This window comes from Nonomuraea sp. NPDC049758 (assembly GCF_040674635.1).
Taxonomy (GTDB): Bacteria; Actinomycetota; Actinomycetes; order Streptosporangiales; family Streptosporangiaceae; genus Nonomuraea.
The window spans coordinates 47456-62813 of record NZ_JBFAMZ010000030.1 but is presented as its reverse complement, the minus strand read 5'-3'; the positions used below and the strand labels follow the sequence as shown (position 1 = coordinate 62813).

At 73.0% G+C, this 15358-nt stretch carries 12 protein-coding genes; 4 read left to right on the top strand and 8 right to left on the bottom strand.

From position 1 onward, the window contains the following. Positions 1 to 5: 5 nt before the first annotated feature. The 4 genes from AB0J46_RS46360 to AB0J46_RS46345 all read right to left on the bottom strand — a co-directional run bounded on the left by AB0J46_RS46360 (position 6) and on the right by AB0J46_RS46345 (position 5975). Positions 6 to 2330 carry a hypothetical protein gene (locus tag AB0J46_RS46360; RefSeq protein ID WP_364342043.1) on the bottom strand — a complete coding sequence of 775 codons (2325 nt, stop codon included), beginning with the start codon at positions 2328 to 2330 and terminating at the stop codon, positions 6 to 8. 25 nt (positions 2331 to 2355) lie between these two features. Then, complete coding sequence (locus AB0J46_RS46355; RefSeq protein ID WP_364342041.1) at positions 2356 to 2505, bottom strand: hypothetical protein; 150 nt, start codon at positions 2503 to 2505, stop codon at positions 2356 to 2358. 66 nt (positions 2506 to 2571) lie between these two features. Further along, entirely contained in the window at positions 2572 to 5490 is a 2919-nt protein-coding gene (locus tag AB0J46_RS46350) for an AAA family ATPase (protein WP_364342039.1), read from the bottom strand. Between the two features lie 260 nt (positions 5491 to 5750). Continuing rightward, positions 5751 to 5975: a 4-oxalocrotonate tautomerase family protein gene (locus tag AB0J46_RS46345; RefSeq protein WP_364342037.1), complete on the bottom strand. Its 225-nt coding sequence runs from the start codon at positions 5973 to 5975 to the stop codon at positions 5751 to 5753. Between the two features lie 154 nt (positions 5976 to 6129). Here AB0J46_RS46345 and AB0J46_RS46340 point away from each other — a divergent pair, with 154 nt between their 5' ends. After that, a complete protein-coding gene (locus tag AB0J46_RS46340) occupies positions 6130 to 6894 on the top strand; it encodes a beta-phosphoglucomutase family hydrolase (protein WP_364342035.1) in 765 nt (254 codons plus the stop codon). After that, on the top strand, positions 6891 to 9269 hold the full coding sequence (locus tag AB0J46_RS46335) for a glycoside hydrolase family 65 protein (RefSeq protein ID WP_364342033.1): 2379 nt from the start codon (positions 6891 to 6893) through the stop codon (positions 9267 to 9269). The genes AB0J46_RS46340 and AB0J46_RS46335 overlap by 4 nt, the downstream gene beginning before the upstream one ends. A 31-nt stretch (positions 9270 to 9300) precedes the next feature. Here the strand turns inward: AB0J46_RS46335 and AB0J46_RS46330 are convergent, their stop codons facing one another. Both AB0J46_RS46330 and AB0J46_RS46325 read right to left on the bottom strand, forming a co-directional pair. Continuing rightward, a complete protein-coding gene (locus AB0J46_RS46330) occupies positions 9301 to 9537 on the bottom strand; it encodes a DUF6289 family protein (protein WP_358299760.1) in 237 nt (78 codons plus the stop codon). Positions 9538 to 9635: 98 nt separating this feature from the next. After that, on the bottom strand, positions 9636 to 10619 hold the full coding sequence (locus AB0J46_RS46325) for a winged helix-turn-helix domain-containing protein (protein ID WP_364342031.1): 984 nt from the start codon (positions 10617 to 10619) through the stop codon (positions 9636 to 9638). A gap of 58 nt (positions 10620 to 10677) precedes the next feature. On the opposite strand from AB0J46_RS46325, the gene AB0J46_RS46320 reads away from it, so the two are divergent. Beyond that, the gene (locus AB0J46_RS46320; protein ID WP_364342029.1) at positions 10678 to 11907 is read left to right on the top strand and encodes an MFS transporter; all 1230 of its coding nucleotides are present in this window, start codon (positions 10678 to 10680) and stop codon (positions 11905 to 11907) included. Positions 11908 to 11950: 43 nt separating this feature from the next. Continuing rightward, positions 11951 to 12886, top strand: a complete 936-nt coding sequence (locus tag AB0J46_RS46315) for a DUF2332 domain-containing protein (protein ID WP_364342027.1) — start codon at positions 11951 to 11953, stop codon at positions 12884 to 12886. Positions 12887 to 12911: 25 nt separating this feature from the next. Here the strand turns inward: AB0J46_RS46315 and AB0J46_RS46310 are convergent, their stop codons facing one another. Continuing rightward, a complete protein-coding gene (locus tag AB0J46_RS46310; RefSeq protein ID WP_364342025.1) occupies positions 12912 to 13748 on the bottom strand; it encodes a serine protease in 837 nt (278 codons plus the stop codon). 29 nt (positions 13749 to 13777) lie between these two features. Next, a complete protein-coding gene (locus AB0J46_RS46305) occupies positions 13778 to 15259 on the bottom strand; it encodes an alpha/beta fold hydrolase (protein WP_364342023.1) in 1482 nt (493 codons plus the stop codon). Positions 15260 to 15358 lie beyond the last annotated feature (99 nt).

The window sequence follows — 15358 nt, the reverse complement described above, 5'->3', positions numbered from 1 at the left end:
CTCCTTCAGCTCGTCAGGCCGTAGGCGCGGACGACGGTCTGCTCGACGGCGTTGCCCTGCCGGTCGTGCGCCCTGACCCGCAGGGAGACGAACCCGCCGGAGTCCGGGTGCCGGATCGTGGCGGCGAACAGGCCGTCGGCCCGCCTGCCGGCCGTCAGCGGCTCGCTCCAGGTGGCGCCGTCGTCGTAGGAGACCGCGACGGCGGCCTCGACGCCCTTCGGCGCGGCCATGTGCTCCTGGTTCTCCACCGCGAACGTCACCTCGAACGGCCCGGCCTTCGCCTTCGACGCGGCGTCGAGCGGCAGGTCGTAACGGAGGAACAGCAGCGGCAGGAACGAGCACTCCCGCGCGGCGTCGGGCACGCACGACGCGCTCTTCGGCAGCTTGGCCCGCTGGTCGGAGGGCCCCGAGCGGAACGTCCAGTCGGTCGTGACCGGCGTGCCGACGAGCTCGCCGCGCTGGTCCTGCTTCCACACCAGCCGGTAGACGGCCTGCTCGGGCAGCATCGGCAGGTCGGCCGCCTGGGCGCCGAGGTTGCCGGTGATGCGGTTGTCGGAGGTGAAGGCCAGCTCGCCGTCGCGGTAGAAGTCCAGGCCGGAATGCTCGTCCCAGCTGTTGCCGGTCGAGTAGTGGCCCGGCGTCGAGTCCGCGAACCGCTGCGGATAGATCATGCCCAGGTCCCCCTGGCGGCAGGCCACGCAGAGCGTCGCGAACGGATCGTCGACGAGGGGCGAGTCGCCGCCGAAGCCGATGGTGGACTCCTGCCGGTAGGGCGCGGTGCGCGACGGCACGCCCGGCGCCTTGTTCCACACCTCGCGCACCACCGAACCCGGCCTGAGGGTGCGGCGCTGGTTCCAGTGCCGCGCGCCGTCGTCGGAGTTGAACGCGGTGTGCCAGACGGTGATGTCGGGGGCGCCGCTGAACAGGTAGTCGGTGCGCTCGCCCGGCAGCACGGCCGCGCCGACCCCGAGCGCGCTCTGCGTCCAGGGCAGCAAGACCTCGGGGAACAGCTCGAACCGGTCCTGCTGCCCGTACGGGCTGCGCAGGATCGTGGAGCGGACGGTGGTCAGCTCCGCGTTCCGCACCCTGCGGGTCAGGCTCCCGGGCACGCCCTTGGCATACGGCAGGACGAGCCGGTAGCTGGGCTTTCCGGGCGAGCCGGACGCGGTCTCGGTCAGCTGGGTGTAGGCGGCGAAGCTGAAACCGCCCTTGCGCACCGGCCTGGTTGGCGTCGCGTACAGCGGCTGGCTGCCGAAGTCCGGGTTGGACACGATCCGGAACGCGACCAGCTGGAAGGCGCCCAGCCCCCAGGCGTCCACCCCGGCCGAGTTGCCCGCCTCGCTCTTCCTGACGAAGGCGAACATGTCCTGCCGGTACATGCCCTCGGTCGGCCGCTCCACCTCGACGTCGTACGGCACGGCGGTGCGGGCGTCCAGCGTGACCCGCACATCGCCGCCGACCCTGATCTCCGGCTGGACGACGAACGCCGCGCGGCTCGTCAGGTCGTCGGCCGGCCCGGTGAACACGCTCGCCTCGACGGCGTAGGTGCCCTCCGGCACGCTGAAGGCGACCTCGCCGGTCTCGCCGGGGTAGTCGATCGTGTAGAAGCCGAGGTCGGTGTCGTCGACGCTGTGCACGTAGGCGACGACCGCGCCCGGCTTGCCGTCCAGGTCGACGCTGTCGATCGACAGGGTGTGGTAGGAGCCGGGCGCCGCCTTCGCGGTCGCGGGCCGCTGGAACGGCGAGGGCGGCGCGTCGTCCGGCGCGCTGATGCGCTCGACGCCGGCCGGCGTCCCGCCGCGGCCCGCGCGCCACTCCTCGGCGAGCACGCGGCCGAGGGTCGGAGCCTCGTCCGGGGTGATCGTGGCGCCCATCGCGGCGAGCCGGCCCGTCGTGGCCTTGACCGGGACGGGCCGGTTGCCGGTCCTGGCCAGGTGGCTGACGTTGAACAGGCGCGGGTCGAGGAGCCGGTCCAGGAACGGCACGGCCGTGCTCGGGATGACGTACTGGTCGCCGTGCCAGCCGAACCTCAGGTACGTGCCGCCGGCCTGCACGGCGCCGGGGGACACGACGGTGGTGCTCTGCCGGCCCTGCTCGTCCACGTCCAGCCGGACCTGCTCGCCGGTGACCAGGGTGACGGTGGTCTGCCGGGCAGGGGCCGCGGGCTGTTCCCGGGCGACGGCCGGGGCGTCTTCGTACGGGATGACGGGGTCGGCGACCGGCGCGCCGGTCGCCGCGCCGGCCGTCGAGCCGGTCAGGCCCAGTCCGGCGACCAGCGCCGCGGTCGCGCTGATCACCACCGCTCGTAAGCGCGGCCTGGAGGTGCTCATGCGGGCTCCTGTCCTCGGTGGGGGGTCACGCCTCGACCCAGCCGTCGTCGTCGGCGGTGGTCGCGAGGTCGTCGGCGGTGGTCACGGGGGCGTCGGCGGGGGTTCCGCGGTCGTCCGGGGCCGGGGTGGGCTTTTCGGCGTCCTCGGTCTCGGTGGGCTCGTCCGGGCTGTCCATGGGACAAGCCTGATGACAACGGCACACGCCCAGCTATGGGGAAAAATCCCCATTCGTGGGGGTGGGTCAGCCGGATCCGCCCATGCGCTGCCCGAGCGCCGCCCGCGACCGCAGCCCCAGCTTGCGCAGCACCGCGCTCAGATGTTTGTCCACCGTCTTCGGCGACAGGAACAGCTCCTTGGCGATCTCCCTGTTGCTCAGCCCGGTCGCGGCCAGCTCGGCCACCTCGGCCTCGCGCGGCGACAACGCGTCACCGTAGCCGCGCGTGCCGCCCCGGTACCGGACGGGCCCCGCCACGCCGTGCCGCCTGGCCGTGCTCGCGGCCCGGTCGAGATCCCACCGCGCCCCCAGCTCCTCGAAGACCGCGATGGCGGCCCCCAGCAGCGCCCCGGCCCGCCCGGGATCGCCGTGGTCGCTGTCGTTGTCGCTGTCGCCGTCGCCGTTGCCGCGGTCGTCCCTGCGGAGCAGGGCGGTCGCGGCCAGTGCGCGGCACTGGGCCGCCTCGTACCGGCCGGCCAGCTCGTCGTAGGCGTGCGCGGCCGCCAGGAAGCGCGCCGGATCTCCCGTCACGAACCCCTGGGCGTGGGCCAGCGCCGCGGGCGCCAGCGGCGCGTCCAGCCCGTCCAGCTCCCGCTCCAGCTCCGCGCACAACAGGCCGGCCTCGGCCGCCCGGCCCGCCGCGACCAGCGCGCCGGCCAGGCCCGGCAGCGCGCGGACGGCCAGCGGCTGCAGCCCCTTGGCCCGCCACCCCGCCAGCATCCCGATCAGCTCTTCGTCCGGCGGCTCACCCCGGACCGCGCCCAGGCGCAGCAACATCTCGACCGCCGGCGGCAGCGCGTCCACCGCGCCGACCTCCACGGCCCTCCCGACGGCCGCGCGCAGCCTGCGCGCCCCCTCCTCGATCTCACCCCGCGCCACGGCCAGGCAGTGGGCGACCAGCTCGGCCGTGACGCGCTGGTGCGGTTGCTCGTCGAGCGCGTCCAGCAGCAGGGCGGTCTCGTCGGCCAGGCCCGTCCACTCCCCGCGGAAGTAGCGCAGCACCGCCAGGGAGGAACGGATGAGGTACTCCAGCCGCCGGCTGCTGTCGATCTTCAGCCCACCGCGCAGCGCGGCGTCCAGCAGCCGCTCGCTCACCGCGTAATGGCCGGCGTAACAGGTCTCGTCGCCGACCGACCAGAACGCGACGACCTCCTGCCGGGACTCCGGACGGCCACCGGCCAGCCGGGTCATCCGCTCGGTCAGCGACGTCCAGCGCGGGTCGCCGATGGTGGTGAGCACCATCGCCACCTTGCCGAGCACCGACAGCTGCAGCGACGGGCTGCCGCCGAGCCGTTCGGCGGTCTCCAGCGCGCGGTCCAGCCAGTAGACGTGCTCGGCCGGCGACACCCCGGCCGAGGTCGGCACGCCGAGCCCGACCATCGCCCAGGCCGCCAGCTCCGGACGGTCGTCGAGGTGGCGCACCGCCGTGGCGAACTGCTCCCGCCGGAGTTCCGGGGCGGCGCCCGCCCTCTCCAGGAGCAGGCCGTACAGGAAGTGCAGCTCGCCGCGCACGCCCGGAGCGAGGTCACGGCGCAGCAGGTCGTCCATCTGGCCGAAGCCGGGCTGGGCGTGCAGGCCCTGGACGGAGGCCCAGCCGAAGCGCACCGCCATGTCCTCCAGCAGTTCCCCTTCGGGCGGGGCCTCGCGCAGGACGTCGCCGAGCAGGCGGGCCGCCTCGCTGTCGTCGCCGTGCCGGCCGGCCTCGGCCGCGGCCCGGTCGGCCGCGCGGGCCCACTCCTCCATCATCCCGGCGTGCCGCAGGTGGTGGGCGATCTGCCCGATCGGCACCGGCCGCAACCGCTCGACCGCCTCGGCCGCCCGTCCGTGCAGCACCTGACGCCGGGGCAGCGCGATGCTCACGTACACCGCCTGCAGGGCCAGCATGTGCCGGAACCCGACACCCGCGGTGCGCGCCGAGCCGTCGGGGGCGCCGCGCGGGAGCGCGGTGTGCTCGCTCAGCAGCCCCGAGCGCAGCGCCTCCTCCAGCCCGGCCAGCGCGTCCGCGCGCTCCAGGCCGCAGATCGCCACCAGCACCGCCACGGGCACCGGCACCTGCAGCACCGCCGCCGCCTCCACCACGGCCCGCGCTCCGGCGGGCAGCCGGCCCACCCGCTCCAGCACCGAGTCGCGCAGCGCCGTCGGGACGTTCAGCTCGTCGATGGCCTTACGCGCCCATCCGCGCCCGCGCCTGATCAGCGTCCCGCGCTCGCGCAGCAGCGCCACCATCTCCTGGATCGCGAAGGGCAATCCCGACGTCCGCTCGCACAGGTGGGCGGCGAACTCCTCCGACACCCCTTCCGACCCGAGGATCGCCGTCATCAGCTCCCGGGTCTCGGCCACGTCGAGCGGCTCCAGGCCCACCTGGGCCCGCGACACCGACGGCGCCGCCCGCGCCGCGATCGTCCTGGCGTCCAGCGCGACCTCCTCGCCCCGGAACGTCAGCACCACCGACAACCCCGGCGGCGGCTCGCCCATGAGGTAACCGAGGAAGGCCAGCGTCTGCTCGTCGGCCCAGTGCAGGTCCTCCAGCACGAGTACGGCCTCGCCCAGCGAGCCCAGCAGCTCCGACAGCGCGCGGAAGATCCGGTGCCGCTCGGCCGCCCGCTCCTCCAGCGGCTCGGGGGCGGGCGGCAACTGCCCGGCCAGCTCCGGCAGCAGCGGCCGTAACGCGCCGGTGACGGGCGACAGCGGCCCGTTCGCGCCGATCCCGGCGCCGATGCCGCGCACGGCGTCGAGGAGCGGGCCGAGGGGGAACGGCTCCCGGATGTGCGCGCACCGCCCGAGGAACACCGGCCGTCCGGCCCGTGCGGCCAGCTCGGAGACCAGGCGGGTCTTGCCGATGCCCGCCTCACCCTCGACGACGGCAAGAGCGGGCGGATGGACGACGGCCGCCAGCAGCCGCTCCAGCTCCGCGCTCCGGCCCACCAGCCCGATGTGACTCTTCATGTTCGAGCGCCATTCAAGCGCTTGTCAGCCCTTTTGTCACGGGTTGGATCGGGGGAATCGGTCACCCCCAATTCCCACACAAGTAGGGGCGAACAGGGCGGGCCAGGCGACGAGACGCCTCCCCTTCCGCCCACGTCGTCGATCATGATGTTGTGGCCGGCGACCGGCCCCCGCGGGCCGCCGACTTCGACGGGAGACCCTGGCCGCGCTGGGCGTCTGGAGCGCGGCACCAGGGGCGGACGCGTACCGCCCGGAGGGCGTCAGCCGGGCCCGCCCGAGGCCAGCGCCTTCACGTCCGCGGCCGTCACCGGCTGGCCCGCCACACCCCAATCGCCGCTCTTGATCTCCTCGATCACGACCAGGGTCAGGGGACGCATGTGCTCACCCTCGATGGCGACGATCGCGTCGGTCAGCTTCCTCACCATCTCGGCCTTCTGGGTGGCGCTGAACACGCCCTCGATCACCTTCACGTTGACGAGTGGCATGGGTTCCCCTTCCCCCCGATGGCGCCTCACGCCGTCCAGCCGACATGCCCCTGGGCGAAGTGGGCAAACGCCGCCGGAGCGTCGGCGCGGGTGAGGAGCGAAGGCGGAGGGTATGCGCAGGTGGGAGCAGGTGTGTGGGGGAACGGGGGGATCCATGCTGGGGCTGCCTGAGGGGATTCGGGGGTGCCTGTTCGACATGGACGGCGTGCTGACCCGCACCGCCACCGTGCACGCCAGGGCGTGGAAGTCGATGTTCGACGACTTCCTGCGGGCCTGGAGCGAGCAGACCGGGGCCGCGTTCGTCCCCTTCGACGCGGGCGCCGACTACGACCGCTACGTCGACGGCAGGAAACGGGCGGACGGCGCGCGCGGCTTCCTGGACGCCCGGGGCATCAGCCTGCCCGAGGGGACGCCGGACGACCCGCCCGGCACGATGACCGTGTACGGCCTGAGCAACCGCAAGAACGCCCTCGTGCAGGCCATCATCGACCGGGACGGCGTTGACGTGTTCCCCGGCTCCGTCCGCTACCTGGCCGCGGTCCGGGACGCGGGGCTGCGCCGCGCGGTGGTGTCCTCCAGCGCCAACACCGAGCAGGTCCTCGCCGCCGCCGGGCTCGCCGGGCAGTTCGAGGCCCGGATCGACGGCGTCGTGGCCCGTGACCGCCGGCTCGCCGGCAAGCCGGCCCCCGACATGTACCTGGCGGGCGCCGAGGCGCTGGGGCTGCGGGCGTCGGAGGCGGCGGTGTTCGAGGACGCCCTGGCCGGGGTCGCCGCCGGCCGGGCGGGAGGGTTCGGCTACGTCGTCGGCGTGGACCGGGCAGGGCAGGCGGACGCGTTGCGCGACCACGGCGCCGACGTCGTGGTCACCGACCTGGCCGACCTGCTGGAGCGGGGCACGCCGTCCCGGGAGGCCGGATGATCCGGCATCCGGCGTTCACCGTCGAGCCGTGGGCGGTCCGGGAGCGGCATCTCGACCTGCGGGTGCTGGCGCAGACCGAGTCGGTGTTCGCGCTGTCCAACGGTCACATCGGGCTGCGCGGCAACCTGGACGAGGGCGAGCCGCACGGGGCGCCGGGCACGTACCTCAACGGGTTCTACGAGGTGCGGCCGCTGCCGTACGCGGAGGCGGGCTACGGGTACCCGGAATCCGGACAGACCGTGGTGAACGTCACCAACGGCAAGGTGATCCGGCTGCTGGTCGGCGACGAGCCGTTCGACCTGCGGTACGGGACGCTCCACCGGCACGAGCGGGTCCTCGACCTGCGCGCCGGCACCCTGACGCGCACGGCCCACTGGAGCTCCCCGACCGGGGCCCCGGTCCGGATCACGTCCACCCGGCTGGTGTCCTTCACCCACCGCGCGGTCGCCGCGATCCTGTACGAGGTCGAGGCCGTCGAGCGGCCGTTGCGCGTGGTCCTCCAGTCGGAGCTGATCGCCAACGAGACCCAGACCTACGAGGGCGCCGACCCGCGCGCCGCCGCCCCGTTGCACGCGCCGCTGGTCGCGGAGGAGAACGTCCCGAGCAGCGACGGAACGGCGATCATGGTCCACCGCACCCGGGCCAGCGGCCTGCGCGTGGCCGCCGGGATGTGCCACGAGATCGACGGGCCGGACGGCACCCGGATCGAGGCGCAGGGCAGCGGCGACGTCAGCCGGCTGACCGTGGCCACCCGCCTGTCGCCCGGCCAGACGCTGCGGCTGGTCAAGTTCTTCTCCTACGGATGGTCGGCACAGCGCTCGCGGGCCGCGCTGCACGACCAGGTGGCCGCCGCGCTGGCCTCCGCCCGCCTGGACGGCTGGGACGGCCTGCACGCCGACCAGCGACGCTACCTCGACGACTTCTGGGAAGGCGCGGACGTCGAGGTGGAGGGCGACGCCGAGGTGCAGCAGGCGGTGCGGTTCGGGCTGTTCCATCTGCTGCAGTCGGCCGCGCGCCTGGAGGAGCGCGCCATCCCGGCCAAGGGCCTGACCGGCTCAGGCTACGACGGGCACGCCTTCTGGGACACCGAGATCTTCGTGCTGCCGGTGCTCACCTACACCCATCCCGCGGCCGTCGCGGACGCGCTGTGCTGGCGGCGGGCCACGATCCCGCCGGCCCGCGAGCGCGCGACGCAGCTCGGCCTGCACGGCACCGCCTTCCCCTGGCGGACCATCCACGGCGAGGAGTGCTCCGGCTACTGGCCCGCCGGAGCCGCGGCCTTCCACGTCAACGCCGACATCGCGCACGCCGCGATCCAGTACGTGGACGCCAGCCAGGACCTGTCGTTCGAACAGCGGACCGGCCTGCCGCTGCTGGTCGAGACGGCCCGGCTGTGGTGCGCCCTCGGCCACCACGACCCGGCCGGGCGCTACCGCATCGACGGTGTGACCGGCCCCGACGAGTACACCGCCGTGGTCGACGACAACGTGTACACGAACCTGATGGCCCAGCAGAACCTCCGCGCGGCGGCCGAGGCCGCGGACCGCCATCCGGGCCCGGCGGAACGGCTCCAGGTCACCGCCGAGGAGATCCGCCGCTGGCGGGACGCGGCGGAGGCGATGTCCGTGCCCTACGACGAGCGGCTGGGGGTCCACCCGCAGTGCGAGGGCTTCACCCAGCACGCGGCCTGGGACTTCGCGGCCACCAGGCCCGACCAGTATCCGCTGCTGCTGCACTTCCCGTACTTCGACCTCTACCGCAAGCAGGTGGTCAAGCAGGCGGACCTGGTGCTCGCCATGCATCTGCGCGGGGACGCCTTCACCCCGGAGCAGAAGTCCCGCAACTTCGCCTACTACGAGGCGCTGACCGTACGGGACTCGTCCCTGTCGGCCTGCACCCAGGCGGTGATCGCCGCCGAGGTGGGCCATCTGGAGCTCGCCTATCGCTATCTCGGCGAGGCGGCGCTGATGGATTTGGCGGATCTGGAGCGGAACACCATGGACGGCGTGCACATGGCCTCGCTGGCCGGGGCGTGGATCGCCCTCGTCTCGGGCTTCGGCGGGATGCGCGCGGGTCAGGGACGGATCTGCTTCGCCCCGTCACTGCCTCCCGGCATCACCCGGCTCGCCTTCCGGCTGCGCTACCGCGGCAGCCTGCTGAGCGTCGGCGTCGCCCCGGAGGCGACGGTCTACCGGCTGCTGCGGGGGCCGTCGATCACGGTGACCCACCACGGCGAGCAGATCCTCCTCGACGGGACGGAGATCACCCGGCCCAACCCGTCGCGACCGGCGCCGGAGCAGCGGATCCACCAGCCGCCCGGCCGCGAACCGAGCCCACGCCGTCCCCGGACCTCCGTCAGGAGGACGAGTGGCTAAGGCTTCCCGGCCCTGTGCCGGATGCCTGCCGTCAGTTGCAGGGGCTGGAGGACCAGGTGACGTAGCCGCTGAGCGTGCCCCAGGTCGAGACCGAACGGTCGCAGAACTGCGTCCTGACGCCCACCAGGTTGGTGCGCGCGGCGTCGGAGAAGTACTGGGTGTTGCACAGGTAACCGACCGGGCAGGCAGGCAGGGCCTGCGCGGCGGCCGGGACGGTGGCGAGCGTGGCGGCGGCCAGGACCGCGACAGCCAGTACGCGACGGATCATGGATCGTCCTTCCTGATTCGCAGGGAAACGGTACGATGCGCACGAAATGATCCGTCGCGTGGGATGAAAACGCAAGGGGATCATCCAGCCCGTCCTGCTCAGCCCTCTCCCTGGCCGGCGAGCAGGTGACCGGTCTCGGTGCGCCGATAGACCACCCGCCGACCGGCCCGCGTGCCGACGACGAGGTCCGCGTCGCGCAGGACGGCCAGGTGGCCGCCCACGGTGCCGAGTGACAGGCCGAGGTGCGCGGCGAGTTCGCTGCTGGTCGCGGGGTGTTCGAGTTCGTCCAGGATGGCCGCTCGACCGGCGCCGATGAGCCGCTCCAGCGACCGGGCGCGCGGGGAGCGGGCCGTGTCGCCGGCGGATCCGCGGGCCGGATAGACCAGCGCGTACGACGTCGGCGGCGCCTCGCACAGCCACGTGCCGCTGCTCAGCACGCTGACCGGGACGAACAGCATGCCCTCGTCCCCGACGACCCGGTCGGGGGAGGGCTGGTCGCTGAAGCGGATGGCGTCGTCGCCGACCCAGGCGCTGCGGCGGCTCATGTGCTGCAGCGCGCGCGGCCACCCGTAGGCGGCCAGCAACCCCGCCCGGTAGGTGACGTCGCGTTCCAGCAGCGCCCGCCGGCGCGGCCAGTCGGGGGCCACATGAGCGTCCCACACGTACCTGAGCAGGTCGGCGGTACGGGCGGCCCAGCCGCGTCCGGTCAGCCAGGCCAGATCGTGCTGCTTCCAGCTGTGCGCCACCGACTCCGCCAGCTCCGCGCGCACCTCCTCGTCGGGCACCTGCGCGACCGACGCGAGCTCGCTCTCCAGAGTGGTGCGCATGCCGCCCGTCGGCGGGAGCACCACGTGGCTCGGCAGCCACTTGGTCGAGCTCAGCAACCTGACCAGGCCCTCGGCGAACGGGTCGGCCTCCAGGACGGCGCGGAACGCGCCGCGGTGGCGGCCGTGCCAGGACGCCAGCCACGGATCGGTGCAGGGCCTGTCGAGCACCATCAGCGACCCCAGCGTCTCGGCGAGCGGCGACAGCGCGAACCGCGACCGCGACAGGGCCAGGGTGCTCAACCGCAACAGCGTCATCTTTCGCCTCCTGCCGAAACGATAGTGCGCGATCCGGTATGTCTGCAGACTCCTGCCCATGCTCTCAGCCCTCCTGCGACAGACCGATTTCCGCTGGTTCCTCTCCGCGCAGGCGGTGTCGCTGCTGGGCAGTTCGATGGCGCCGGTCGCGCTGGCGTTCGGGGTGCTGGACGCCTCCGGCAACACCAGCGACCTCGGCGTCGTCCTGACCGCCTACATGGTGCCGCTGCTCGCCTTTCTCCTGGTGGGCGGGGCCGTGGCCGATCGCCTCCCGCGCCGGACGGTCCTGACGGCCGCCCACCTGGGCTCGGCCCTCACCCAGGGCGGCGTCGCCGCGCTGCTGCTCACCGGCAGGTACGCGCTGCTGCCGGTGGCCGCGCTGGGGTTCCTGAACGGCACTCTCGCCGCGTTCACCACGCCGGCCCTGCGCGGCATCGTGCCGCAGCTTGTCGCCAAAGACCGGATACGGCAGGCGAACGCCCTGCTGGGATCGGTGCGCAACGCCACGAAGATCCTCGGGCCGAGCCTGTCGGGGATCGCGGTCGCCGCCGTCGGCGGCGGCCCCGCCATCGCCTTCGACGCACTGACCTACCTGCTGGCCGCGGGATGCCTGGCCCGGTTGTCCCTCCCCGCGGCGCCGGCCGCGCCGCGGCCCTCCTCCGGGATGGCGGCCGACATCCGCGACGGCTGGACCGAGTTCCGCCGCATCCGCTGGGTGTGGACGGTGTCCGTGTGCTTCTGCGTGGTGAACCTGGTGCAGGTCGGCACCTGGCAGATCCTGGGACCCGTGCTGACCAGGCAGCTCAGCGGCGAGGAGACGTGGGGGTTCGTGCTCAGCGCCCGCGGCGTCGGCATGCTGGTCATGAGCGCGCTGATCTACCGGCTGGTGGTCAGGCGCCTGCTGCGGCTGGGCCAGCTGATGAGCGCGCTCGGCGCGATCCCCCTGCTCGCGCTCGGCGCGCGCCTGGACGCCCCCTGGCTGATCGCGGTCGCCTTCGTCGCCGGACTGGGCTCCTCGGCCGCCGCCGTCAGCTGGGAGACCTCTCTTCAGGAGCACGTTCCCGCACACGTGCTCTCGCGCGTCTCGTCCTACGACGACCTGCTGTCCTACCTCGCGATCCCCGTCGGCCAGCTGGCCGTGGGACTGCTGGCCGACAGGTTCGACGGCTTCCAGGTGGCCGCGACCGCCGGCCTCGTCTACGCCGTGGCGGCCGTCCTCCCGCTGGCCTCCGCCGCCGTGCGCCGGCTTCCGCACGCCCAGGACGACCGTGCCCGTAGCAGCCCATAGAACACGGCCGTCCGGGACGGCACCCGGCTGCGATCATCGGAACATGACGACCGCTGCGATCTACGCTGATTTCGCCGCGCGCGAGGCGCGCGGTGTGTCGCCCACCTACGAACGCCTGGCATCCGCGGTGGCGCGGGATCCCGACGTCCTGGACCTGCTCGCCGGGCTTCCGCCGGCCAAACGGCAGCCGAACCTGCTGTTCGGCGTGGTCCGGCTGCTCGGCGGGCCGGTCGACGATCCGGCCGCGTTCCACGAGTACACGGTGGCGAACTGGCCCGCGATCGAGGCGGAGATGCGCACCCGGACCACCCAGACGAACGAGGCCGGGCGGTGTGCCGTCCTGCTGCCGGTGCTCAACGCGCTCCCGCAGCCGCTCGCGCTGCTGGAGGTGGGCGCGTCCGCCGGGCTGTGCCTCTACCCCGACCGGTACTGCTACCGCTACGGCGATCACCGGGTCGGCTCCGGCGACCCGGTCCTCGCCTGCGCGGCCGCCGGCCTGACGCCGCCGACCAGCCTTCCCCAGGTGGTGTGGCGGGCCGGCCTGGACCTGAACCCGCTCGACGTGACCGACCCGGCGGATCTGGCCTGGCTCGACGCCCTCATCTGGCCCGAGCACACGCACCGCCGGGCCGCGCTGCGGGCGGCGGCGGCCGTCGCCGCAGCCGACCCGCCGCTGCTCGTGCGGGGCGACCTGGTGGACGACCTGCCGGCCCTGGCCGCGCAGGCCCCGCCCGATGCGACGCTGGTGGTGTTCCACAGCTCGGTGCTGTACCTCGTGCCGACGCCGCGACGGACGGCGTTCGCCGAGGCGGTACGCGAACTCCCCGGACACTGGATCGCGAACGAGACCCCCGACGTGCTGCCCTACGACACGCTCCCGACGCCGCCGGGCGAGGCGAACCACCACGTGCTCGCGCTGGACGGGCAGCCGCTCGCCTGGACCCGATCGCACGGCCAGGACATCATCTGGTTCGCGTGACGCGAGGAGACGGCCCAGGCGCGGGTCACCGTGCGGAGAGCCGCGGGTCCGGTCTGGGCAGCAGGCAGCCGGGGCGCTCCAGGTCGAGCTTGTTCCCCACTCCGACGCAGGTGGCGAGCCAGTACGTCTGCGTTCCGTAGGCGGTGCCCTTGCGCACGCTGATGACGCCGTCGCGGTTCATCTCGCACGGGTTGTCCAGCGTGCACCGGCCGCCGTCGTGGTTGCTGGTGTTGTTGATGCCGACGACCTGGCCGCTCCTGGCGTCGACGACCGGGGATCCCGAGGTGCCGTGGCCGGTGTCGCACCGCGGCGTGTAACGGATGACGTCCTTGGTCACGTTGCCCACCTCCAGCACCCGGTGGACCAGCGTGTCGATCTCACACGAGAAGACCTTCTTCATGCTTCCGGAGAGCACCCGGATGTCCGTGCCCGGTGCGGGACGCTCCGCCGACACCGTGAGCGGCCGGACGCGGTAGGCCCGCTCCAGCTGCCGGTAGGTCAGGTCCAGCTGGTACAACGCGAGGTCGGTACCGGTCAAGGTCACGTAGACCGCTCTGGCCACGTGCAGGGTGGCCACCGGCTCACCGGCGCCGTCGAGCAGGTCGACCACGCGGTGGGACGGCTGGTCCACCAGGACCTCGTCCGGCACCGGCCACGTGCCCTCGTAGCAGTGCCCGTTGGTCAGGACGAGGGCCCGGTCGTCGGCCGCGCTGGCCGGCATCCGCACCAGCGATCCCGAGCAACCGTCCACATTGACGGTGCCCGCCAGGTCTGCGGTCGCCGCCCGCGCGGGAAAGGCCAGCAGGCCGAGGCCGAGGACGGCGACACCCAGTGCCGCGCCGATTCGCCGAAACACACGCATCTCATGTCCGTTCATGGAAGGGGCCGCGGTCAGCGCGTACCGGGGCAGGTGCCCCCGGTGGTACGGCCGGTGCGGAAGAAATCGATCACCTTCGCGGCGCAGGGCAGCCGGCGCAGCGAGGCGTGCGCGTCGTCCTGGACCGTCAGCAACGTCCCGCCGGTGGCTTTCGCCGTGTCCACCGCCCAGGCGTACGGCGTGACGTCTTCGTCGGTGTGGCCGGACAGCTGCAGCGGGCTGGTTCCCCTGACCGGCTTCCACGGCCGCGCTGGCCACGGCCATTCCCCGCACCAGCCGCTGCGCTCGAAATAGCCGCCGGTCGCGGGGAAGGCGGCTCTCCGAGCCTGCGCGGCGGCCCACATCTGCTCGAAATCGCGGCCGCCGACCCCCTCGTTGCAGAAGATCGCCTGGTACTGGATCAGGTTCAGGCCCAGAGGGTTCTCGTCGAACCCGAACACCTTCGCCGACTCCGGGGCGGGACGCGCCGACAGCGGAACGCCGCCTTCGCGGACGGTGGCGAGATCCCTGGCGGCGGAGATCCAGATACCCGGCCCTCCGCCGAGTTGCTGCCTGACCCACTCGCCGTCGAGCACCGTGTTCGCGTCCACCTCACGGGGTTTGCGGCGGAGCTCGTCACGCAACGCGAAGATGGTCTCGCGGACCTTGGCGTCGGTCGTCCCGAAGTGGAACTCGCCGTCGTGCCGCGCCAGCCATGGGACGAAGGCGTTGAAGCGCTTCTCGGAGAGCGCGTCCGCCGTGGCGTCCATGTCGGCGAGGTCGATGACGGGAGGCATCACCGAATCCAGCCACATCGCGTTCACCCGGTTGTCGAACAGCGACCGGTAGTTCACGCCCACCGCGGTGCCGTAGGACACCCCGTAGAAATTGATCTTCGACTCGCCGAGGGCGGCGCGGATCGCATCCACGTCACGCGCGATGTTCGTGGTGGTCAACTGCTGCACGAAGGCGGGATCCTTGGCGGCGCACCGCTTGTTGTACGCGGCGGTCTCGGCGAATCCGGCCTTCGCCGCCTCCTTGGGGGAGATGCTGGACGGCGACTCCTGGCCGCCCTTCTTCCCCTTGGCGGACGCGGCGGGCGACGGCTCCTCCGCGTCGCACTTGATCTTGTCGCTGTAGCCCACGCCCCTGGGATCGAACCCGATCAGGTCATGGTCGGCGCCCAGCGGGCCGAGCTTGCCGGCGGCGTACGTCGCCGGCGCGTCGATGTTGCTGATGCCGGGACCACCGGGACTGATGACCAGCACACCACGGCGCTTGCTCGGATCGGCGGCCTTGATCCGGCTCACGGCGATCTTGATCTTGCGGCCCTGCGGGTTCGCGTGGTCCAGGGGAACCGTCAGCATGGAGCATTCGGTCCTGATGTCGTTCTCGACGGGCCAGTCCTTGGCCGTCTTGGCGCATTCACGCCACGTCAGAGGCTCTTCGTCGGTGCGGGCGTCGGCCGCGCCGGCGGCTGCGAAGCTCGCCAGGCCGATCAGGCACGCGACCGCCACGCGCGCCGGACGAGTGCCTGGTGATACACGGGTGCTGAACATGTCGCATCTTTCGACGGTCCTGCCCGCACACCTCCAAGCGCGCGGGGCACGCCGTCA